This is a genomic window from Natronomonas aquatica (genome assembly GCF_024449025.1).
GTDB lineage: Archaea > Halobacteriota > Halobacteria > Halobacteriales > Haloarculaceae > Natronomonas > Natronomonas aquatica.
Window position 1 is genome coordinate 13,276 of sequence record NZ_JAHLKM010000022.1, and the last position, 20,724, is coordinate 33,999.

General features: G+C 64.8%; 23 protein-coding genes and 2 tRNA genes. 13 read left to right on the top strand and 12 right to left on the bottom strand.

Features of this window, described 5'->3' with window-relative positions; genetic code table 11:
* Positions 1–89: 89 nt before the first annotated feature.
* Positions 90–1,124 carry an aspartate-semialdehyde dehydrogenase gene (gene asd / locus KM295_RS12850; RefSeq protein WP_256030358.1) on the top strand — a complete coding sequence of 345 codons (1,035 nt, stop codon included), beginning with the start codon at positions 90–92 and terminating at the stop codon, positions 1,122–1,124.
* Between the two features lie 29 nt (positions 1,125–1,153).
* On the opposite strand, the gene KM295_RS12855 is transcribed toward asd, so the two are convergent.
* The 4 genes from KM295_RS12855 to KM295_RS12870 all read right to left on the bottom strand — a co-directional run bounded on the left by KM295_RS12855 (position 1,154) and on the right by KM295_RS12870 (position 4,317).
* A complete protein-coding gene (locus tag KM295_RS12855) occupies positions 1,154–1,390 on the bottom strand; it encodes a CDGSH iron-sulfur domain-containing protein (RefSeq protein WP_256030359.1) in 237 nt (78 codons plus the stop codon).
* A 46-nt stretch (positions 1,391–1,436) separates the two neighbouring features.
* A complete protein-coding gene (locus tag KM295_RS12860) occupies positions 1,437–2,933 on the bottom strand; it encodes a PH domain-containing protein (RefSeq protein WP_256030360.1) in 1,497 nt (498 codons plus the stop codon).
* Positions 2,933–3,526, bottom strand: coding sequence for a PH domain-containing protein (locus KM295_RS12865; protein ID WP_256030361.1), 594 nt, complete (start codon positions 3,524–3,526; stop codon positions 2,933–2,935). The genes KM295_RS12860 and KM295_RS12865 overlap by 1 nt, the downstream gene beginning before the upstream one ends.
* An 89-nt stretch (positions 3,527–3,615) precedes the next feature.
* Positions 3,616–4,317 (bottom strand): YqjF family protein, encoded by a 702-nt coding sequence (locus KM295_RS12870; RefSeq protein ID WP_256030362.1) that lies wholly within the window; start codon positions 4,315–4,317, stop codon positions 3,616–3,618.
* Between the two features lie 101 nt (positions 4,318–4,418).
* On the opposite strand from KM295_RS12870, the gene KM295_RS12875 reads away from it, so the two are divergent.
* The 3 genes from KM295_RS12875 to KM295_RS17140 all read left to right on the top strand — a co-directional run bounded on the left by KM295_RS12875 (position 4,419) and on the right by KM295_RS17140 (position 7,831).
* The gene (locus KM295_RS12875) at positions 4,419–4,931 is read left to right on the top strand and encodes a macro domain-containing protein (RefSeq protein WP_256030363.1); all 513 of its coding nucleotides are present in this window, start codon (positions 4,419–4,421) and stop codon (positions 4,929–4,931) included.
* Positions 4,932–5,148: 217 nt separating this feature from the next.
* The gene (locus KM295_RS12880; RefSeq protein ID WP_256030364.1) at positions 5,149–6,894 is read left to right on the top strand and encodes an ATP-binding protein; all 1,746 of its coding nucleotides are present in this window, start codon (positions 5,149–5,151) and stop codon (positions 6,892–6,894) included.
* Positions 6,895–7,375: 481 nt separating this feature from the next.
* Positions 7,376–7,831 (top strand): YbhB/YbcL family Raf kinase inhibitor-like protein, encoded by a 456-nt coding sequence (locus KM295_RS17140; RefSeq protein WP_418904801.1) that lies wholly within the window; start codon positions 7,376–7,378, stop codon positions 7,829–7,831.
* A gap of 16 nt (positions 7,832–7,847) precedes the next feature.
* On the opposite strand, the gene KM295_RS12890 is transcribed toward KM295_RS17140, so the two are convergent.
* The 6 genes from KM295_RS12890 to KM295_RS12915 all read right to left on the bottom strand — a co-directional run bounded on the left by KM295_RS12890 (position 7,848) and on the right by KM295_RS12915 (position 13,501).
* Positions 7,848–8,825: an aldo/keto reductase gene (locus KM295_RS12890; RefSeq protein WP_256030366.1), complete on the bottom strand. Its 978-nt coding sequence runs from the start codon at positions 8,823–8,825 to the stop codon at positions 7,848–7,850.
* Positions 8,826–8,856: 31 nt separating this feature from the next.
* Complete coding sequence (locus KM295_RS12895) at positions 8,857–9,894, bottom strand: ABC transporter permease (protein ID WP_256030367.1); 1,038 nt, start codon at positions 9,892–9,894, stop codon at positions 8,857–8,859.
* Positions 9,887–11,776 carry a PrsW family glutamic-type intramembrane protease gene (locus tag KM295_RS12900; RefSeq protein WP_256030368.1) on the bottom strand — a complete coding sequence of 630 codons (1,890 nt, stop codon included), beginning with the start codon at positions 11,774–11,776 and terminating at the stop codon, positions 9,887–9,889. The genes KM295_RS12895 and KM295_RS12900 overlap by 8 nt, the downstream gene beginning before the upstream one ends.
* Positions 11,776–12,681: an ABC transporter ATP-binding protein gene (locus KM295_RS12905; protein WP_256030369.1), complete on the bottom strand. Its 906-nt coding sequence runs from the start codon at positions 12,679–12,681 to the stop codon at positions 11,776–11,778. Before KM295_RS12905 ends, KM295_RS12900 begins: the two co-directional genes overlap by 1 nt.
* A gap of 74 nt (positions 12,682–12,755) precedes the next feature.
* Positions 12,756–12,995 carry a transcriptional regulator gene (locus KM295_RS12910; protein ID WP_256030370.1) on the bottom strand — a complete coding sequence of 80 codons (240 nt, stop codon included), beginning with the start codon at positions 12,993–12,995 and terminating at the stop codon, positions 12,756–12,758.
* 92 nt (positions 12,996–13,087) lie between these two features.
* Positions 13,088–13,501 carry a DoxX family protein gene (locus KM295_RS12915; protein ID WP_272494410.1) on the bottom strand — a complete coding sequence of 138 codons (414 nt, stop codon included), beginning with the start codon at positions 13,499–13,501 and terminating at the stop codon, positions 13,088–13,090.
* A 233-nt stretch (positions 13,502–13,734) separates the two neighbouring features.
* Here KM295_RS12915 and KM295_RS12920 point away from each other — a divergent pair, with 233 nt between their 5' ends.
* Entirely contained in the window at positions 13,735–14,772 is a 1,038-nt protein-coding gene (locus tag KM295_RS12920) for a tyrosine--tRNA ligase (protein WP_256030372.1), read from the top strand.
* A gap of 12 nt (positions 14,773–14,784) precedes the next feature.
* Here the strand turns inward: KM295_RS12920 and KM295_RS12925 are convergent, their stop codons facing one another.
* Positions 14,785–15,111, bottom strand: a complete 327-nt coding sequence (locus tag KM295_RS12925; RefSeq protein WP_256030373.1) for a winged helix-turn-helix transcriptional regulator — start codon at positions 15,109–15,111, stop codon at positions 14,785–14,787.
* Between the two features lie 307 nt (positions 15,112–15,418).
* Here KM295_RS12925 and KM295_RS12930 point away from each other — a divergent pair, with 307 nt between their 5' ends.
* On the top strand, positions 15,419–15,874 hold the full coding sequence (locus KM295_RS12930; RefSeq protein WP_256030374.1) for a DUF7960 family protein: 456 nt from the start codon (positions 15,419–15,421) through the stop codon (positions 15,872–15,874).
* An 18-nt stretch (positions 15,875–15,892) separates the two neighbouring features.
* Here the strand turns inward: KM295_RS12930 and moaA are convergent, their stop codons facing one another.
* Positions 15,893–16,873 (bottom strand): GTP 3',8-cyclase MoaA, encoded by a 981-nt coding sequence (gene moaA, locus KM295_RS12935; protein WP_256030375.1) that lies wholly within the window; start codon positions 16,871–16,873, stop codon positions 15,893–15,895.
* Positions 16,874–17,017: 144 nt separating this feature from the next.
* Between moaA and KM295_RS12940 the strand changes: the two genes are divergently transcribed.
* The 7 genes from KM295_RS12940 (at position 17,018) to KM295_RS12970 (ending at position 20,708) form a co-directional block, all read left to right on the top strand.
* Positions 17,018–18,064 carry an Mrp/NBP35 family ATP-binding protein gene (locus KM295_RS12940; protein WP_256030376.1) on the top strand — a complete coding sequence of 349 codons (1,047 nt, stop codon included), beginning with the start codon at positions 17,018–17,020 and terminating at the stop codon, positions 18,062–18,064.
* 153 nt (positions 18,065–18,217) lie between these two features.
* Positions 18,218–18,301 (top strand) — tRNA-Ser (locus KM295_RS12945).
* A gap of 16 nt (positions 18,302–18,317) precedes the next feature.
* Positions 18,318–18,836 carry a 30S ribosomal protein S13 gene (locus tag KM295_RS12950; protein WP_256030377.1) on the top strand — a complete coding sequence of 173 codons (519 nt, stop codon included), beginning with the start codon at positions 18,318–18,320 and terminating at the stop codon, positions 18,834–18,836.
* Positions 18,836–19,360: a 30S ribosomal protein S4 gene (locus KM295_RS12955; protein WP_256030378.1), complete on the top strand. Its 525-nt coding sequence runs from the start codon at positions 18,836–18,838 to the stop codon at positions 19,358–19,360. Before KM295_RS12950 ends, KM295_RS12955 begins: the two co-directional genes overlap by 1 nt.
* Before the next feature lie 2 nt (positions 19,361–19,362).
* Complete coding sequence (locus KM295_RS12960; protein ID WP_272494411.1) at positions 19,363–19,746, top strand: 30S ribosomal protein S11; 384 nt, start codon at positions 19,363–19,365, stop codon at positions 19,744–19,746.
* A 2-nt stretch (positions 19,747–19,748) separates the two neighbouring features.
* On the top strand, positions 19,749–20,492 hold the full coding sequence (locus KM295_RS12965; protein ID WP_256030379.1) for a DNA-directed RNA polymerase subunit D: 744 nt from the start codon (positions 19,749–19,751) through the stop codon (positions 20,490–20,492).
* Positions 20,493–20,623: 131 nt separating this feature from the next.
* A tRNA-Leu gene (locus tag KM295_RS12970) sits at positions 20,624–20,708 on the top strand.
* The last annotated feature ends 16 nt before the right edge of the window (positions 20,709–20,724 follow it).

A 20,724-nucleotide genomic window follows, 5' to 3' on the forward strand; every position in this document is an offset into this window, starting at 1 on the left:
TCGGCTGTTTTACAGGTGTCCGTTTCGGAACCGAAACCGCCCGTCCGAGTTCCACAACCGTTTTCCTGTGGCTCGCCGTACCCCCAATAATGTCTACCCGCGTAGGTGTCCTCGGCGCGACCGGCGCCGTCGGCCAACGGCTCATCCAGCTGCTCGTACCGCACCCGGAGTTCGAGATCGCCGCACTCACCGCCTCGGAATCGAGCGCGGGGCGGACCTACCGGGACGCCGCAAAGTGGCGCGTCGACACGCCGATCCCGGACGATATCGCCGATCTCACCGTCGTCGGGACCGATCCCGAAGACGTTCCCGACGACGTCGAGTTGCTGTTTTCGTCTCTCCCCTCGGACGTCGGGGCGGCGGTCGAACCCGAGTTCGTCGAGGCCGGCTACGTCGTCTCCTCGAACTCCTCGAACGGCCGGATGGACGAGGACATCCCGCTGACGATCCCGGAGGTCAACGCCGACCACCTCGGGTTGCTCGAGGTCCAGCGGGACGAACGCGGCTGGGACGGTGCGCTGATCAAAAACCCCAACTGCTCGACGATCACGATGGTTCCGACGCTTGCGGCGCTCGATCAGTTCGGCCTCGAACGCGTCGACGTCTCGACACTGCAGGCCGTCTCGGGAGCGGGCTACTCCGGTGTCACGTCGATGGAGATCATCGACAACGTCATCCCCCACATCGGCGGCGAGGCGACGAAGATGGAGACCGAATCGCGGAAACTGCTCGGCTCCTTCGACGGGGCCGAGGTCACGCTGCACGACGCCGACGTATCGGCCTCCTGCAACCGCGTGCCGACCCTCGACGGTCACCTCGAGAACGTCTGGGCTGATCTGGAGGCCGATCCCTCGATCGAGGCAGTCGCCGAGGCCTTCGAGTCGTACCCGGGCGTCGACCTTCACTCCTCGCCCGATCGGCTCATCGAAGTCTTCGAGGAACCGGACCGTCCCCAGCCCCGTCTGGACCGGATGCTCGGCGACGGGATGGCGGTCTCGGCGGGCGGTATCGAGGCGACGACTCACGGGGTCCAGTTCAACTGTCTGGCCCACAACACGATGCGTGGCGCCGCCGGCGCGAGCGTGCTGAACGGCGAACTGCTGCTCGAAGAAGGATATCTATAAAAGCGGGCCGGTTCGGACGCCCTTCCGGCCTACTCGTCGCCGAACTCGACGCCGTCGATCGGCCGCCGGTCGCCGTCCGGGTCGTCGTCTTCGTATTTGTACACTGTGCCCTGGGCCTCGTCGGCCGTCGCGTTGTGCGAACCGTCACAGAGCGCCCCCTCGGAGGACAGCCCACAGCGACAGACGTAGAGCTGTCCGTCGTCGCCGAGATCCGATTCCTCGAAGACCGCCGGGCCGTTCTCGTCGTGTCTGACTTCCCGTGCCATACCGGCCCGTGGGCCGCCACGCTCAAAAATGGCCGTCCATCGACGACTATGTGGCCGGGTTCGGCGGTTCGTCGGGCAGTTCGGCATCGATCGATCGGAGGCGCTCGCGGCGACGGTGGCTCCGACGGCGTCGGACCATCTCCTGGAGGCGGTCGGCGACCAGCTCTCTGAGTTCCTCGGCGTGGCCATCGTCGATATCCAGCGCCCGTGGCTGGCGGTTCGTCAGGCCGCTCGTCCCGGCGGTGTCGACGACGAGCGTCGCCAGCCGCCGTCGCCGCTGGAACACTGTCCGGGAGTCGAGAACCGTCTGGACCCGGTAATACGGGACGACGGTGATTGTTCGGGTCCAAAAGCCCTCCCGGAGAACGATGTACTCGGATCCGACGTCGTATCCGAGGTTCGCCCACTTGAGGTGTGCCGCGACGGCCGCAAGCGGGAACAGCGCGACCGTGAGATACCACGCGAACGTCAGCCTCGTGTAGGCGTCCGCGGCGAAGGCACCCCCGACGACGAGCAGCGCAAGGAGGCTGTATCTGATCAAATACCGTTCCCGGGCGCGCTTGGGCGGACGTTCGAACTCGGTCTCCTCGAAACTCTCGACGGATCGGGCGAGATCGAACACCCGATCGCGGTCCGCGAGCGGAACGGCCGACTGCGAGCCGGCCTCGCCCGGGGCGTACCCGGCGGTCTCGACGGCCAAGGAGGCGTACCCGAGCCGCCGGGCGATAACGTTCTCCGAGATCGTCAGCGTCTGGATCTTCTCGAGGGGGATCGAGCCGCTGTACCGCTGGAGCAACCCGCGTTCGTAGAGGAGTTCCTCCTCGCGTCTGCTCAGCCGGAACCCGTAGTAGTTCGCGACCGCGAGAACGCCGCTTATCACCGCCGTCACGGCGACGATCCCGACGGCCGCAAGCGGCGCGGTCACGGCCAGACCGACGAGCGGGTCGGCGAACCGCTCGCGTAACGACGGTGCGACGACCGGCAAAAGCACCGTGACGACCGACAACAGCCGGAGGTCGATTCCGACGACCCCGAGCAACACGAGTTCCTTCGACGTGACGCTGAAAAGCTCCCGTTCGGGTGCTTCCTCGCGCGCCCCGTCCGAACTGCCCACACGCTTCCGCCGTCCCAGCTCGGACTGGAGGCGTTTCGCTTCCTCGTGGCTGACGTACCGGAGCGACGCCTCCGTCGAGGAGCCGCCGGCGGTTTCGAGGTTGATCTGGGCGATCCCGACAGCGCGCTGGAGGACGTTCCGGCTGATATCGACGTTCTGGATCCGTCCGAGCGGGATCTCCCGGTTCCGCCGGGAGACGACCCCGGAGACGATATCCAGCGTGTCGTCGGTGAGTTCGTACTCGAAGCGCTGATAGTAGACGGACTGGTAGGCGATCGCGACGAGGAACCACCCGGCGACGAGAACGGCGGCTCCGGAGACGCCGCCGCCGACCGCCGGCGACCCGATCAGAAAGACGACGAGCACCCACGCGAGCCTGACGACCGACTCGCCCGCGCGGACCGGAACAGAGAGGGGATCGAGTTTCATCAGACTGCGTCGTCGCCCTCGGCGGCGATCGCGAGCTGTTTCAGCCGGGTCTGCAGGTCGGCGGCCCGTTCGGGTGTCAGTCCCGGAATCGCTACGTCCGCGCCCCGGGAGCCGGCGGTGTAGACGACGGTCGTCGCGAGCCCGAAGACGCGTTCGATCGGTCCCCGCCGGGTGTCGACGTGCTGGATCCGAACGTAGGGAGCGACCGTCTCGACACGGGTAACGACCCCGCGCCGGAGATACAGCGAGTCTTCCCGGACCTGATACGTCCAGATACGGTACCTGAGAACCGACAGCACGATCCCGATGACGACCCCGACGGCGAACACGGCGCCGCCGATCCACGGGCCGCCGACCGAAAGTACCGAGAAGGCGACGGCGGCGATGACGCCGAGGATCGCCGCCGATACTGCCGCCTGGAGCGCCCACACGCCCTGTATCTCGGATTCGAGCGTCTGTGGCGGTCCGACCAGCTCGTCGATGTCCGGGACCGACGCGTCCGTTCGTTCGGCCTCATCGATCCGCTGTACCGCCGGCGCGAGATCGTCACCGAACGGGCACTCGCCCCTCCGGTTGCCGTCCGTCTCGTCCATTGATGCACCCTGCGGGCGCGACGTATATAGTTGGCCGTGTCATCGGGCCCGGTAAGCGTGGCATCGACCCACCGCCGTCGGGACGAGCCCTATCGCTCGAACCGACGGATCCGGTCGGCGGTCACGTCGATCGGGGCCGCGAAGTGCCGGATCGGTTCGCCGTCCGGCCGGTCGAAGTCGTTGGCTCGAAAGAGGTCGTTCGCTTCGACCTCCGCCCACGCCGGTGCGAGCCGCCACGGATCGTGATCGATATCGCCGTAGTAGACCCGTCCGCTGTCGTCGGCAGTATAAAACCGGTATCGCTCGGTGAGAAACGCCTCGATCGAACCCGAAGCGGGTTCGCGGAAGCCTCCATCCGGTCCGTACCGGGCCCGGAACCGTGCCGGCGGCGCGTCCGGCGTTCGGCGTCGGCTCCGAAACGAGACCGTCCGGTCCGTCCCCTCCCCCTGTGTTTCGATCCGCATCGAGGCCCGGTAGTACGGCAGGCGGAACAGCGACCGGGCGATGCGGACGCCGAACCGGTCGTCGGCGTCGAGGTTGAAAAAATAGACGCCGGGTGCGCCGTCGGCGGTGACGTACGTCCGGAGGTTGAGTTCGCCGAACGCGAGGCCGACCGGCGATCCCCGCGGTCGGATGTCGGCCATCTCGAAGGGGACGACGCCGAGGTACGCGTCGCCGTCGTAGGTATCGACGGAGAGTCGATCGGGCAGTTCCGGCCCGATCCGCCCGGGGTCGACACGCCAGTGAGCAAAGAGGAGATCACGCCACCGCATGGACAGGAGGTGCCGCATACGTGACGCTTCGAGCGGACCGGGGTTCGGGTTGTCGGTCCCGGAACTGGCCGCCGGAGCGCCGCCTACCCTTTATAATTCCTGCGGCCGATCGCCCCGATATGGAGTTCAGCGTCGTTCAGGGCGACATCGCCGAACAGTCCGCCGACGCCCTCGTCAACGCCGCGGGCACCAGCCTGCAGATGGGATCGGGCGTCGCCGGCGCGCTTCGCCGGGGCGCCGGCCCCGAACTCAACGAGGCGGCCGTCTCGAAGGGGCCGATCGATCTCGGCGCGGTCGCGGTCACCGACGCCTACGACCTCGACGCCGAGTACGTGATCCACGCCGCGGCGATGCCCCATTACGGCGACGGGCAGGCGACCCAAGAGAGCATCCGGTCGGCGACCGAAAACGCCCTCGCGGCTGCCGACGAGCGCGGTTGTCACTCGCTTGTGATCCCGGCGCTCGGCTGTGGCGTCGCGGGGTTCGACCTCGAGGTGGGTGCCCGGATCATCGGCGAGACGATCGCGGATTATGAACCCGCGTCGCTTTCCGACGTCCGGTTTATCGCCTACAGCGACGCCGAATACGAGACTGTTCAGGCGGCGACAGCCGGGTTCCGGGGCGGGGACTGAGGTCGTCGGCTATCCGTCGGCTACGCCGGGTGCATCCGGAATCGATGCGATGCGACGTATCGACCCCCGTTGGTTCCCGGGCCGGACCCGCGATACCGGTTACAGCAACACCGGGAGGCAGTCCACTTACTGCTACGACAGTCGGTAGTATTCGGTTCTCAGTTGCATACCCCTGACGGTGCTTTTTAGTACGCCTACTGAAACATCAGTATAGACCATGGTCGATTCAGCAGGGACGCGTTCCCGGGTACTCGCCGATGGGGGCCGTGTTCCAGCCGGGATCGACTTCCAGACACTGTTTCGGACGATCAGCATCCCGACCATAGTCCTCGACCACAACGGCGAGATCCTCGTCTGGAACGAGGCACAGGAAGATTTGGTCGGCGTCGACCGCGAGCAGGTGGCCAACCGGGACGGGGAGATCGGCGAAGAGCTCTACGAGAGCGGCCGATCGACCGTCCTCGCCGAGAAGGTGCTGACACACCCCCACGATGCCCACGAACGATACGACACGGTTCGGATCGCCGAGGACGATTACTCGTTGCTGGTCGGGGGCGATGCGCCGGTTTTCGAGGACTACAGCACGGTCGATGTCTCCGGGGCGGGCGTTTGGTTCCTCGCCACGGCGATCTACCGCGATGGCGAACTCGTCGGTGTAATCGAATTCACCCAACCCGAACTGGCGTCCGAACGGCGAAACGTCGAGATCGATCAGCTGGTCGGCGAACTCGCTGAAACGCTTCAGGCGTATCAGGAGGGGCGCTTCGGCGTCCGAGCATCGATCGACAGCGATCTCTATATCATCGAGGAGGAACTCCTGGAACTCATCGACCGGACCAACGAACTGGGTGCTAACCTGGAGCGTATGGAGGAGCTACGCGACTCGAAGAAGCGACTCGAGGAACTCAACACACGGCTCCAACTCGCGCTCGAGGAAACCGATACCGGGGTCTGGGAGTGGGACCTCGACACCGATGAACTGCTCTGGGACGAAGCCTCGGAGCGGCTGTACGGCTACGACGCCGGAGCGTTCCCCGGTTCCTTCGAGGCGTTTGCGGATCACGTTCTCGCCGAGGACCTCCCGTCGGTCGAACGCCGGATCGAACGTGCGATGGTAAACGACAAACAGTTCCGGGCGGATTTCCGAATACGGTTGTCGAGCGGAGGAAAGCGGTGGCTTCAGAGCCGCGGTATCGTCGAGTACGACGACGGCGAACCGACCCGAATGCTCGGTGTCCAGACCGACATTACAGACCTCAAGGAGTACGAACAGGAGCTCGAAGAACAGCGCGACAACCTCGAGGTCCTCAATCAGATCGTGCGCCACGATATCCGGAACAAACTCCAACTCGTGGGGGGCTACGCGGAGATGTTGCGGACCGAGATCGGAGCGGATGACCGGAAAGAAATCGAACAGATCACCGAGGCGGTCAGTGACGCGATCAGTATCACTACGACCACCCGGGAGGTGATGGAGGTGATGCTCCAATCCGACGTGGATTGCCACCCCGTTCGACTGCGCCCTGTCCTCGAAGAGGAGATCGAGAACGTTCGATCGAACTACGGCTCCGCATCGATCGGGGTCGACGGCTCGCTCCCGGCCGTCGACGTGCGTGCCGACGACATGCTGGCGTCGGTGTTCCGGAACCTGCTGACCAACGCGATCCGTCACAACGACAAGGAGGTCCCGGAGGTCACCGTTTCGGCAACCGGACGCGAGGGGCACGGGAGCGTGCTTGTTCGGATCGCGGACAACGGCCCCGGGATCCCCGACGAGCGCAAACCGGAGATATTCGAACAGGGCGAGATCGGTCCCGACAGCGGTGGGTCGGGGCTCGGCCTGCATCTCGTGGACACGCTCGTCGGCCACTACGACGGCGAGGTTCGTGTCGAAGACAACGATCCCGACGGTACCGTCTTCGCCGTGGAGTTGCCGACGGTTACAGACCGGGACAGCTACTGAGCGTTCCCGATCGGCAGGATCACGAGCAGGGGGCCGACGGTTCGGAGACGGGATCCGAGCCGGATACCGATGTGGGGTGATGGCTGACGGCCCCGGATACGTGTGGCCCCCCGGTCCCGCCCGATCACCCACCGGCCGATCGAGTACTGCCGACGCAAGTATCTAATAATTCGCCGCCGGAGGCAAAGCTATGACTCCCGACGTATCCGAACTCACGCGCCGGTCGGTTCTCGTCGGTACGAGCGCGCTGGCGGTCGGTTGCGTCGATGGCGGCTCCGACGACGGGAGTTCCGCGGAAGACGGATCCGGGGCGGACACCGGAAACGAGGACGCCGGCGGATCCGACGGATCACAGTCCGAAACCGACGTGTCGAACGACTCCGGGACGGACGGAGGAGCGTCCGAAGACGCGGAGTCGGACGGTTCCGACGAAACCGACACCTCCGAAAACGATAACCCGGCACGTGGGGAAATACACGGTATGGGCGATCTCACACTCACGAGTACGGCGTTCGACGACGGCGAGCGGATGCCGGAAAAGTACGGCTACGACGCGGAAAACGTGAACCCGCCGCTCGAGATCGAGAACGTTCCGGAAGGGGCCGAGACGCTCGCGTTGGTCGTCGACGATCCCGACGCGGTCGAACCGGCGGGGAAGGTCTGGGACCACTGGATCGTCTGGAACATCCCGCCCGAGACGACGACGATCCCCGAAGGCTGGGAGCCCGAAACGGCGACCGAAGGCATAAACGACTTCGACGAGGTCGGATACGGGGGACCGAGCCCGCCCGATACCGAACACCGCTATCGGTTCAAGCTCTTCGCGCTGGACACGCGTCTCGATCTCTCCGCCGAGACGGACGCCGAGGCGCTCGGGGCGGCGATGGAGGGACACGTACTCGACCGGACGCAACTCGACGGGACGTATCCGGCCTGACCGACCGGTCCGTCGGTCACTCGTGGCCGGAGACCGGGACCGGCTCGTAGGGCTCCTCCAGGTACGCCATGTCGCTCTCGGAGAGATCGATTTCGAGAGCTTCGACGGCGTCCTCCAGATGTTCGATCCTCGAGGCGCCGATGATCGGCGCCGTCACCCAGTCTTTGTGTAACAGCCACGCGAGGGCGATCTGTGCCATCGAGACGCCGTGGTCGGCGGCCAGTTCGCCGACGCGTTCGTTGATCTCCTCGCCGCCGTTGTCCGGGTAGGGGTGTTCCTGCGTGTAATCGTCCGTTTCGCCGCGCGTCGTCGCGGTGAACTCCTCGTGTGGGCGCGTGAGATAGCCGCGGGCCATCGGGCTCCAGGGGAGGACGCCGAGGTTCTCCCGTTCACAGAGCGGCAACATCTCTCGCTCTTCCTCCCGGTAGACGAGGTTGTAGTGGTTCTGCATGGTCGCGAAGCGTTCGAGGCCGAACCGATCGCTCGTGTGGAGGGCGTCGGCCAGCTGGTGGGCCCACATCGAGGAGGCGCCGACGTGTCGGGCCTGCCCGCGACGGACGGCGTCGTCGAGCGCTCGCAGCGTCGTCTCGATCGGGGTATCGTAGTCCCAGCGGTGTATCTGATAGAGGTCGACAGTCTCCATCCCCAGCCGATCGAGGCTGTTCGAGAGCTCCTGTTCGAGCGCCTTCCGCGAGAGCCCGCCGCTGTTTGGGTTCTGTTCGTCGATCTGGAAGTATCCCTTCGTGGCGACGACCTGGGCGTCCCGATCGTAGTCGGCGAGGGCGTCCCCGAGGACACGCTCGCTTTCGCCTTTGGAGTACATGTTCGCGGTGTCGAAGAAGTTGATCCCCAGATCGATCGCCCGATCGACGAGTTCGTGGCCGTACTCCTCGCCTTTGACCCACTCGCGCCACTCGGGGTCGCCGAAGCTCATACAGCCGAGACAGATCTTCGAGACCTCGATGCCGGTCGAACCGAGCGTGGTGTACTCCATACTGGAGGTATCCGGCCGACTGTTCAAAAACCTATCCGAGCGTTTCGGGGTCGAACCCTTCCACCCACACACGGAGGACGCCGGCGAAGCCGACGGCGGCGACGACGGCGGCCCCGAGGTGGGCATACGTGGTCGCCGTCGCGCTGTCGATAGCGAGCAGCGCGACCGTCGTCGCCGGATGCTCCGGCAACAGCGCCGCCGCCGCAAAGGCCGCGAGCAACCCCAGCGAGTAGCTCAGTTGCGCGCGCTGTCGGACCGGCACCGAGAGGGCCAGGGCGGCCGCGAAGACGACGGCGACGACGGCGACCGCGCTCGCAAACGTGACGATCGCGGCGACGTTGGCGATCGCGATGCCGTTCAGTTCCAGGAGACCGATCCAAAACAGGACCTGCAGGGGGACGAGCGCTGCCATGACACCGGCTTTCCCTTCGACAATCTCGACGAGCGTCGCCGGCGTGACCCGCAACAGCTCCAAGGTCCCGCGTTCGATCTCCTCGGCGATCGAGTCGACGACCACTGCCCCGCTTATGAACACCGGCAGAAAGACCAAAAGCGGGACGAGGACCGTATAGGAGAACCCGAAGTAGGGGCTCGCATCGACCGACGGCGGCAGCGGTAGCGGCTCGAAGGAGAGGCGAGCGTTCCGCTCGGAGCGTTCGGCCCGCTCGAGTTCTTCTAAGGCCGCACGCAACTGAACGACGACGAGTGTCTTCTGGAGGCTGGATTGTGGTGCCTCGACGTCGACGACGATCCGGCCCCCGCGGCGCTCGACGGTCGCGATTGCCTGGATCTCGTTGCGATCGAAGGCGGCCCGGACACTGCCGTCGTAGCGGCGGGTTTGCAAGCCGTCGACGGCGGCGGCGGCCGTCACCAGTTCGTCGGCTTCCTCGCCGGTGACGCCGACGACGACGTCGTCCTCGGCGGCGTCCGGCTCGTAGATCGAAGTCAGTCCGACGACCAGAAACGACGAGAAGGCCGCGATGACGAGCTGGATGAGCAACGCCAGCAGGATCGTCTTCTCGCGGGATAGCGACTGGAGTTCCCGCCGGGCGATGGTCCGTCTAGACAAGGCGGCTCACCACCGCGACGTTGTAGGCGAGATGGACGAGAACCGCCGAGACGAGGCCGACGACGAAGGTCGATCGGCCGCGGCTGGCGCCGAGCGCGCTCAGCGTCGACGTGAGGACGTGGAGCCCGAGAGGAGCAAACGCCAAAAGCGCGACGACGGTCGGGTCGGCCGAGCCGAGGCCGGTCTGGAAGGCCGCGTCGGCGACTCGCGACCCGGGGAGCCCGACGAGCTGGACCGCCAGTGTGACTTTCTCGGCGAGGAAGAACCCGACCCCGGCCGCCGCCCCGACCGCGAGGGTCACCGGAAGCGACCGGCCGTATCGGGCGTGGACGAACCCCGCGTAGATCGGCAGTCCCTTGGCGAGTTCCTCGATGACGGCGATGCTCACGAACACCAGCGGGATCGAGACGGCGACCGGCAGCGCAAAGAGCACCACGACGACGAGCAGTTCGGCGACGAAGACGAAGGGGACGAGCAAGACGACGACACACGCGACGCTCCGGGGTCGGTGGATCCGGCTCGCCAGCGCGTCGAGGACCTTGTGGGGAATCGCCCGCTGGGTGAACAGGTCCTCCTCGCGGTAGACGCCGAACCCGAACAGAAAGCAGATCGCCGCGACGAGCGTCGGCGGCCCGGTCGCGAAGGCGAACTGGCCGGGCGTGACGGAAGCGGCGGTGAGGTCCTTGATCACGAGCGTCAGCGGCGAGACGAACGCGACCGGGCTGGTCTCGGCGAAGATAGCCGGCACGAACGCGTAACTCGTCAGCACCGTCGTTATCGTGACCGTCACGAAGGTGAGTTCCTTGAACGACCGGGCAAACATGGCGCCGAGGAAGGTCGTCGCGAGGAACAGAAGCGAGAGCGGCACGACCGCAAGCACCGAGAGGGCTCCGGCTTCGCCGCCGAGCGCCCACAGTACGCCGACGATAACGACCGTGATCGCGACCGAGACGAGTACGTACGGCAGCGTCTTACCGAGGACGATGTCGGACCGATCGACCGGAGCGACCAGGAGCAACTCCCCGCGGCGGTCGAGCCGTTCGGAGAGCATCGAACTCCCGTAGGCCTGGATGAGAAAGTTCAACGGCAACACGAACAGGAAGGCGAGCACGAGCGATTGAAACGGGAACGGCGGCTGGATATCCGACGGGGTGCCGGCGGTTTCGTCGGTGCCGAAGAGATCGAACGCGCCAAGCGAGGGAGCGCCGATCCGGCCGTCGGTTCCGTCAGCGCTATCGCCGCCCGAGGAGGTCCCGCCGGCCCCGTCGGATGGTTCCTGTCTACCCTCGGCGTCCGAACCACCGGACCCGGTCCCGTTACCATCGCGTTCGCTTCCGGTCTCGGTCCCGTTTTCGCCGTCCCCGCCAGCCTCGCCGATCGCGACAGTCTCCGTCCCGCCGCGCTCGACGTATCGGATCGTCACGACCACCGGGAACGCGGCAGTCCCGTTGGGTTCCTCGAACATCCGACGGTCGTTGTACCGGTCGATCGACTGTCGCAGTGCGGCCAGCGCCGCGCGGCTCTTTCCGGTTGGCTCGCCGCCGGATTCGGCAAGATAGATCCGGGCCCCGCTCGGACGGTCCTCGATGTAGAGGTCGTATCTGTCGTCGACGATACGGCCGCCTTCGATCGCGTCGGGGTCGGGATCGACGGCTACGAACGCCGGATCCTCGGCGACGGGGTCGTGGTAGCCGCTGTCCTCGGCGACGCCGACGCGGTAGATGCCGTCCTCGAGGGCGACACCGCCAGTGATGCCGACGAAGCCGACCGCGAGGACGAACGTGGCCGCGGCGACGATGACGGCAACGGCGCCGCGGTCGAACCCGCCGACGCCCTTCGTCGCCTCCCAGCGCGCGATCCGAAGGAGCTTTCGCGGACGCATCAGACCTCCGTTGGGTCGGCGGATCGCTCTTCGTCCCGTCCGCCGGATTCGGCGATGTCGAGAAAGAGCCCTTCGAGTGTCGGTTCGACCGTCCGTAGGTCGTCGAGCTTGCCGCCGTTTTCGCGTGCGGCTTCGCGGACGCGTTCGACGCCGTCCATCGTCTCGACGATTTGCCGGTACCGGCCGTCCTCGGCGACTGCTCCGGGAACCTCGACGGTGGTAAAGACGTGATACTCCGTCCTCCCGTACTGGTCGCGGAGTTCCTCGAGCGGCCCCTGGGCGACGATCCGTCCCTCGTTCATGATGGCGACGCGGTCACAGACCTCCTCGACGTGATAGAGGTTGTGCGCCGAGAAGACGACGGTTCGTCCCTCCGCGGCGAGTTCCTTCGTGAACTCGATGACGTAGTTCGTCGTCAGCGGATCCAGCCCCGAGGCCGGTTCGTCGTAAACGAGGACGTCGGGATCGTTGACTAGCGATCGCGCGATCGCGACTTTCCGTTTCATCCCCTTCGACATGTCGCCGATCGCGCGATCGCGGTGGTCGAGTTCGAGTTGTTCGAGGGCGTCGGCGATGCGTTCGTCGGCGACATCGCGGGGCACGTCGTAGAGATCGGCGAAAAAGCGGAGATACGACAGTGCGGTCATTTCTTCGTACAGCGGCGACTCCTCCGGGAGGAACCCGAGCAGGCGGCGCGTCTCGCGGCTGTCGGCCGCCCGACCGTCGATTTCGACGCTGCCGGCGGTCGGTTCCAGCAGGCCGGCGAGCGTCTTCAGCGTCGTCGTCTTGCCGGCGCCGTTGGGGCCGATGATCCCGAACACTTCGCCGTCGGCGACGCTGAAGGTGCTGTCTTCGACGGCGACGAAGCCGCCGTACTCCTTGCGGAGGTTACGGACGTCGATCACGTTTGGAGTGACGACGCACGGATATTAAAAATCGTGCCGCGTATCGACGCGGAGAACCGCCCTCGAACCGGCGGTCATCGGGTCGTTTCGACGGTGAACTCGCGTACCGAACGGAGGTCCTCGCCGCGTCCGGCCCCCTCACAATCCTCGTTCGGACAGGCGTAGTGCCACCCGTCGCGCGTCGCCTGCCGCTCGGAGAACCGGTCGCCGCACCGCTCACAGATAAGCGCGGCCACAGAGCAGGTATCGCGGTGGAGTTCGTACTTGAGCTCGTTTGTGAACGTCCGTTTACAGTTTCTGCACGTGTAGGTCATACTCGAAACTCCATCATCGATCCTCTTATAACTGCCCGTTCGTTCGTCGGCGTCTCTCGCCACCGAAAACAGCGCCTAACGCGAAATCCGCGTTATAACCCGATGTTGAGCGCGTAGGGCCACTGTGCGCCCGCGACCGCGAGGACGACGAGCGCGCCGCCGGTCCCATAGAGGTTTTTGAGGAACGAAGTCATCTCGTTTTCGGCGTCTTCGCCCTCCATGTTCCAGAAGTCGTGCATCGTGACGGCCGAAACGAACAAGAACAGCGCGAGTGCGCCGGCACCGATCGACGGATAGACGCCAGCCACGACCGAGAGCCCCCCGAAGACGAGTAGGCCGCCGCTTCCGAGCACCGACATCCTCGGTGCGGGCAGGCCCTTGAACTCGGCGTAGCCGGCCATCTCTTCGGCGCTCATGAAGTGGTTCAGTCCCATGAACGCCAGGACGCCGCCGAAAATCACGCGCGAAAGCAGGAATACGACGTCCGCGCCGGCAGTCTCGAACATCACCGTCCCTCCGTGGGTTCGGCTGTCTCCGCGTCGGTTCGACCGGTGGTTCGTTGTAGTAACATTACACAAGTAGGTACGGATTAGAACCATTATATCACTTTGGCAACATTCGGGTCACCGGGTAACACCGATGTTATCCGCGGCGGTCCAGGTTTCGCCGTTCCGTGATACTCTGTCTCAGAGGTGGCTCCACCCGAACGTTTTATCGGCCGTCTCGCGGAACCACGCCCATGGACACCGCCGAACGGACCGAGCTGGTTACACGGTTCACCGAGGAGGTCGTCGAGGCTTCCGAAATCGAGACGCTGTTCGAGGAACGCGAGTCCCCGACCGCCTACATCGGTTACGCCCCGACCGGCGAGATGCATATCGGTCACTTCACCACGATGCGGAAACTCGCTGATTTCATCGATGCCGGCCTCGACGTGACAGTACTCGTCGCCGACCTCCACGCCCATCTGGACGACGCCAAGAGCCCCTTCGAGCTGTTGGACGCCCGCTCGGAGTATTACGAGACCGCTATCCGGGCGATGATAGACGCTGCCGGAGGCGACACCGAGTCCGTTTCGTTCGTCCGCGGGACCGACTACCAGCTTGAAGAACCGTACACGATGGACCTCTATCGGACGATAGCGGAGACGACGATCTCTCGCGCCCAGCGGGCCGGCAGCGAAGTGATCAGACAGTCAGAGAACCCCAAACTCGGCGGGCTCGTCTACACGCTCATGCAGTCGCTGGACGTCGCAGCCCTCGAGGCTGACATCGCCTACGGCGGGATCGACCAGCGCGGTATCTACATGCTCGCCCGCGAACGGCTCCCCGAACTGGGGTACTCGAAGCCAGCCTGTGTGTTCGCCCCGCTTCTGTCCGGGCTCACCGGCGGGAAGATGTCCGCCTCCGAGGCCGGATCGAAAATCAACCTCACCGACGACGACGAAGCTGTCGGCTCGAAGATCGAGGGCGCGTACTGTCCGGCCGGCGAAATCGAGGACAACGGCGTCTTGGAGTACCTCCGCTTTCTCGTCTTCCCGGTCTTCGAGGAACGGGGCGAGCGCTTTACTGTCGAGCGCCCGGCGGAGTACGGCGGCGATCTCGAGTACGATAGCTACGGGGATCTCGAGGCCGACTTCGTTTCCGGAGACCTCCATCCGGCGGACCTAAAACCGGCGGCATCGGCCGCGATTTCGGACGTCATCGATCCCGTTCGAGAGCGGCTTCTCGCGGAGCCGGAACTGCTCGCGTCGGCCTACCCCGAAACGCACAGCTGAGCCGCGACCGTCTTACAGCCCGTCGACCCACTCGTCGGCCCACGCCTCGATTTCTTCGAAGACCGGACACAGCGATCGCCCCTTCTCCGTCAGCGAGTAATACGTCGCGACGGGAGCGTCCTCCTCGAGGCGGCGCTCGACGAGTCCCGCCGCCTGCAGGTCGTCGAGGACACGCGAGAGCGTCCGGGAGTTGGCGTCGGTCGATCGCTTGATCTCGTTGAACCGCTTTTCGCCCTCCTGGAGGTCGTGTAAGACGAGCAGTCGCCACTTCGATCCGATCTGTTCCATCGACTCGACGACAGGACAGGCCGACTCGGTCTGCTTTTGGGCGTTCGACATGCCTGTCGGTACGAAATCCGTAAATAAATATCCACCCCGTACCGACGACATCGATCTCCTACCGAGTATGGCGAACAGGCGGGACCGTCCTCACACCGACGGCGGCGTCCCACACGACCGCCTCGACCGCCGTCGGCTGTCGGCTACGTCACGGGCGGTTTGGTCCCGGCATGGTACTTAAATTGTGGCCCGCCACGCGACGTTAGGCTCCGCCTTCATCGGTCGAGCTGATAGGCCCTCAGGTGGGAGCGTGACGTCGATCGCCGGAGACGACACACCCAAACCCGTGTCAGCCCTAGTAGATCGTATGTACACCGGGCGAACCGAGAAGCCCTGCTGTCTGTGTGGGTCCCCCGAGACGGCCCATCGGATCGATATCCCGCCACGGGCCGTCCAGTTTTTGAAACACGCCGAGCCTATCGCATGGCGTGACATCGAGGGCGAGGTGTCGCTGTATTTCTGTGAAAACGACTGGGAGACCGTCCGTGAGCTGGTTCTGGAAACCGGGATGAGTCCGCTCTCGCGGTGTAACGCCGGCCGGGCGTCTTTCGTCCTCCGGGAGGACTTCGAGGCGCTTTTGAACGCCACGAGGGACGAACCGAACCAGCGACCGCTCGAGCGGGAACTCCGCGAGGAGGCCGAAGAGACGCTCGAGCGTTACGCCGCCGGCGACGACCTCGTAGAAACCCGCGATCTCATCGAAGCGCGGGTCGTTGTGTGGGCAATAGAGGATCTGGGGTCGCCGGTGCCAGCCGACGACTGACGAGGGGGGCCGACGGGGTCAGGCGGTGATGTATTCCTCGTTGAACGTCCACTCGCCGTCGTCGTCTTTGACCATATACTCCCCGTAGTAGGGGACCCTCTCATCGACCGTCTCGCGGAAGGCCTCGCGGATCTCCGGTTTCGACATCTCGCCCATGCTTTTGAGGTCGTCGTTACGGTTGAGACACCCCTTGAGATAGCCTTCGTGTGTCACGCGGACGCGGTGGCAGTTCGCACAGAAGTCGGCGTTCCCTACCGGATCGACGATCTCGACCATCCCTCCGGGAAGATCCGGATCGTCCTCGCCGACGAAATAGCGGTTTCGGCCGTGCATCTCGCGGCGTTCGATGCGGTCGGCCTGCTCGGCCAGCCACCCGTGAACGCGTTCGATGTCGATCGCCCACTCGGGGCGGCCCGCCAGTTCGGGCATGTACTCGATTAACTGGAGCTGTAGTCCCTCGTTTTCGGCGACGTGATCGACCATCTCGGGGACGTAGCCGGCGGTCTTCTCGAAGACGACCATATTGAGTTTGACCGGATCGAGACCGGCATCCAGCGCCGCGTCGATCCCCTCGAGAACTTCGTCGTAAGCCGTGCTTTTAGTCACTTCGCGGAACGCTTTCGGCGAGAGCGCGTCCTGTGAGACGTTTACCCGTTCAAGCCCGGCTTCTGTGAGCGCCTCAGCACGTTCGGGCAGAAAGGTACCGTTCGTCGTCATCGACGTTTCGATCGAATCAGGCGTCCGCCGGACGATCTCCTCGAGGTCGTCTCTGAGCATCGGTTCGCCCCCGGTAAACTTCGCTTTCCGGATGTCGAACTCCGCGGCGACCTCGAGAAAGCGGACGACATCGTCGGTCGACATCTCGTCGTCGGCCGGTTCCATCGGTCCGCGCGTGTCACCGAGTCCCTCGTTGTGACAGTAGACGCAGTCGAAGTTACACCGGTCGGTGAGCGATATCCTGACCCCCGTCGTCTCCCGACCGAATCCGTCCTCGAGCATACCTCGAATTTCGTCCACGGGTGCTTAAAATCGACGCCATCACCCGGTGTGGTGTAACTTTTTTCAGTTACGTACGGCCGTGTTCGGAACGAACGAACCGTTCGGTGTCATAACGCTTATCGACGCCTGTGCACCAATCGGAGTATGGACGAAGACGAGGTTCTCGATCGCCTCTCGACCGTCGAGGATCCCGATCTGGATGACGACATCGTCTCGCTCGGACTGATCAACGACGTGACTATCGATTCGGAAACCATCGCGATCGATCTGGCGCTCGGCGCGCCCTATTCGCCGACCGAGACGGCACTCGCCGGCGAGGTCCGAAACGCTCTCACCGATCTCGATCGGGAGATCGACCTCTCGGCGAGTGTCGATACCGGGCTCTCGGCCGACGAGCAGATTCTCCCCGACGTTGAGAACATTATCGCCGTCGCCTCCGGGAAAGGCGGCGTCGGGAAATCGACCGTCGCGGTGAACCTCGCCGCCGGGCTCGCCGAACTCGGCGCCCGCGTCGGGCTGTTCGACGCCGACGTCTACGGGCCGAACGTGCCGCGGATGCTCGAGGCCGACGCCCACCCGAAGGCGACCCGCGAGGAGACGATCGTTCCCCCAGAAAAGTACGGCATGAAACTCATGAGCATGGACTTTCTCGTCGGCGAGGACGACCCGGTGATCTGGCGGGGCCCGATGGTTCATAAGGTGTTGACCCAGCTGTGGGAGGACGTCGAGTGGGGCGCGCTCGATTACATGGTCGTCGATCTCCCGCCGGGGACCGGCGACACCCAACTAACGCTGCTGCAGTCCGTCCCGGTCTCGGGGGCGATCATCGTGACGACGCCACAGGAGGTCGCGATCGACGACGCCCGGAAGGGCCTGCGGATGTTCGGCGAACACGAGACGCCGGTCCTGGGGATCGTCGAGAACATGTCGGGGTTCGTCTGTCCCGATTGCGGGGGAGAACACGACATCTTCGGCAGCGGCGGCGGCGAGGCCTTCGCCGAGGACGTCGAGATGCCATTCCTCGGGTCGATCCCGCTGGATCCGGCCGTTCGGGAGGGCGGCGACTCCGGCCAGCCTGTAGTCAAAGATCCCGAAAGCGAGACGGGGGCGGCGTTCCGTTCGTTCGCCGAGCGGGCGGCGAACATGCAAGGAATCGTCCGCCGCCGGACGGTTTCAGGACGAAAGACGTAGTCAGTCGACTTTCTGAGAGAGGAACCGACCACGCAACCGCCTCACAGGGGACCTGCGTTCCGTGCGGTTTAAGTAGGCAGGTCGGGTATCGATGGATGCAATAGATGCAGGGGCCCTGGCCCCGAGTCCGAGAGGGCGAAGATACGCGTGCGAGTCGTGGTAGCCAAGCCTGGCCCAAGGCGCAGGGTTGCTAACTCTGTGGCGTAAGCCTCCGGGGTTCAAATCCCCGCCACGACGCTAATCGAACCCATACATGAGCACAGAAGAACCCAGCGCGGACGAGGAAGACGAAGACGAAGACATCCAGTACTTCGTCCGCATCGGACAGACCGACCTCGACGGGACGAAAAGCGTCGAGCGGGCGTTGACCGACATGAACGGTGTCGGCCGGCGTGTCGCTCGCATTATCGCCGACAGAGCAGCCGTCGATCGCAGAGACGTCCTCGGCGCGCTCGAGGAAGACAAGATCGACGAGATCGTCGAACTCGTGGAGGGATACGCCGAGGAAGTACCCGAGTGGCTCACCAACCACCAGCGGGACTTTTTCACCGGCGAGACCACCCACGAGACCGGCAACGATCTCGACATGAGCCGAAGGCAGGACATAAACCGGATGAAGATGATCGACTCCTACCGTGGCGTCCGACACAAGCGTGGACAGAAAGTCCGTGGACAGCGGACCAAATCCACCGGTCGGACCGAAGGCACGATCGGCGTCAACATCGAGGCGATCAAAGAACAACAGGCCGAAGAGGAGGCCGAGGACGAATAATGGCGCTCGGAAACAACACCAAGTTCTACGAGACACCGAACCACCCCTTCCAGGGCGAACGGATCGCCGCGGAGGGCGATCTCCTCTCGCGGTACGGGCTCAAGAACAAAGAGGAACTGTGGCGCGCCCAGTCGGAACTCCGCGGCTACCGCCGGGAGGCCCGCCGGCTGATCGGCGAAGCCCAGGGTGACACCGAAGTCGCCGCCGAGGCCGGTAGCGAGTTCCTCGCCCGACTCAAGCGGATCGGTGTCCTCGATGACGGAGGGAGTCTCGACGACGTCCTCTCTCTGGACGAGACCGACATTCTCGAACGGCGGCTCCAGACGGTCGCCTACCGGCAGGGGCTCGGAAACACGCCCGGGCAGGCACGGCAGTTCATCGCCCACGGCCACGTGACCGTCGACGGTGCGCGTGTGAACGAGCCGTCGACGAAGGTCGACGTGTCCGACGAGGACCGAATCGAGTTCGACGAGACGAGCCCGCTCGCCGACGAACTCCACCCCGAGCGCGCGGAGGGACAATAACGATGGCAGATCAAAACACCTGGGGCATCGCACACGTGTATGCCTCGTTCAACAACACGATCATCACCGTAACGGACCTGACCGGCGCCGAGACGATCGTCAAGTCGTCCGGCGGCACGGTCGTGAAACAGAACCGCGACGAGGCCTCGCCCTACGCCGCCATGCAGATGGCCGAAGTCGTCGCCGAGCAGGTACAGGACGCCGGTATCGACGGCGTCCACGTCCGGGTTCGCGGCCCCGGCGGCAACCAGCAAACGAACCCCGGTCCGGGCGCACAGGCGACGATCCGTGCGCTGGCCCGCGCCGGGCTCGAGATCGGTCGCATCGAGGACGTAACCCCGACCCCGCACGACGGTACCCGGGCGCCGAAAAACGCGGGATTCTAACCATGTCCGAGGAGTACGAGGTAACGTTCATCGACCGCGACGACCGGAGCGCGCGGTTCCTCGTCCGCGGTGTGACCCCCGCTTTCGCCAACGGGGTCCGCCGAGCGATGATCGCCGACGTCCCGACGCTCTCGATCGATACGGTCCGTGTCATCGAGAACTCGTCGGTGATGTTCGACGAACAGCTCGCGCTGCGGCTCGGATTGGTACCGCTGACCACGCCGGACGATTACCGACCGGACGATACGGTCACGCTGGCGATCGACGTCGAGGGGCCCGACACGGCGTACTCGGGCGATCTCGTCTCCAGCGACGAACAGGTACAGCCCGCCGAAAAGAACGTCCCGATTATCGATCTCAAGGAGGGCCAGCGACTCGAACTCGAGGCGGACGCCGAACTCGGCTACGGCAAGGACCACGCCAAACACCAGGGCGGCGTGGCCGTCGGCTACCGACACCTCCAGCGCGTCGAGGTGATCGGAGAAAAAAGCGAGTTCGAGGACGACGAGCCGGAGATCATCCGCGGCGTCATAGATGACGACGGCGAGTTGATCGATACGGAGAGCTTCGGCAACGACCTCAGCCAGCGGTACCCCGGTAAGGAACTCGAAGTCACGGACGTACCGAACGCGTTCGTCTTCGACGTCGAGACTGACGGGTCGATGTCCGTCGACGAACTCGTGTTGAAGGCGGTCGAGTCGCTGGAAGCACGCGCCGAAGAACTCGAAACCGCGGTTCAACTGTAAACAGATGCTCCCCAACACCCTACAGATGACGTCCGCTTCGGGCCCGAACGGCGGTTACGCCGCGCGTTCGGCGCCCGAGATCCGACGGACCGAAAGGGGTTTTAGCCGGGGAGGAAAACACACCACTGCGAGCAGGGATAGCCAAGTTAGGCCAACGGCGCAGCGTTCAGGGCGCTGTCCTGTAGAGGTCCGCAGGTTCAAATCCTGCTCCCTGCATCCACTTCTCAGGAGC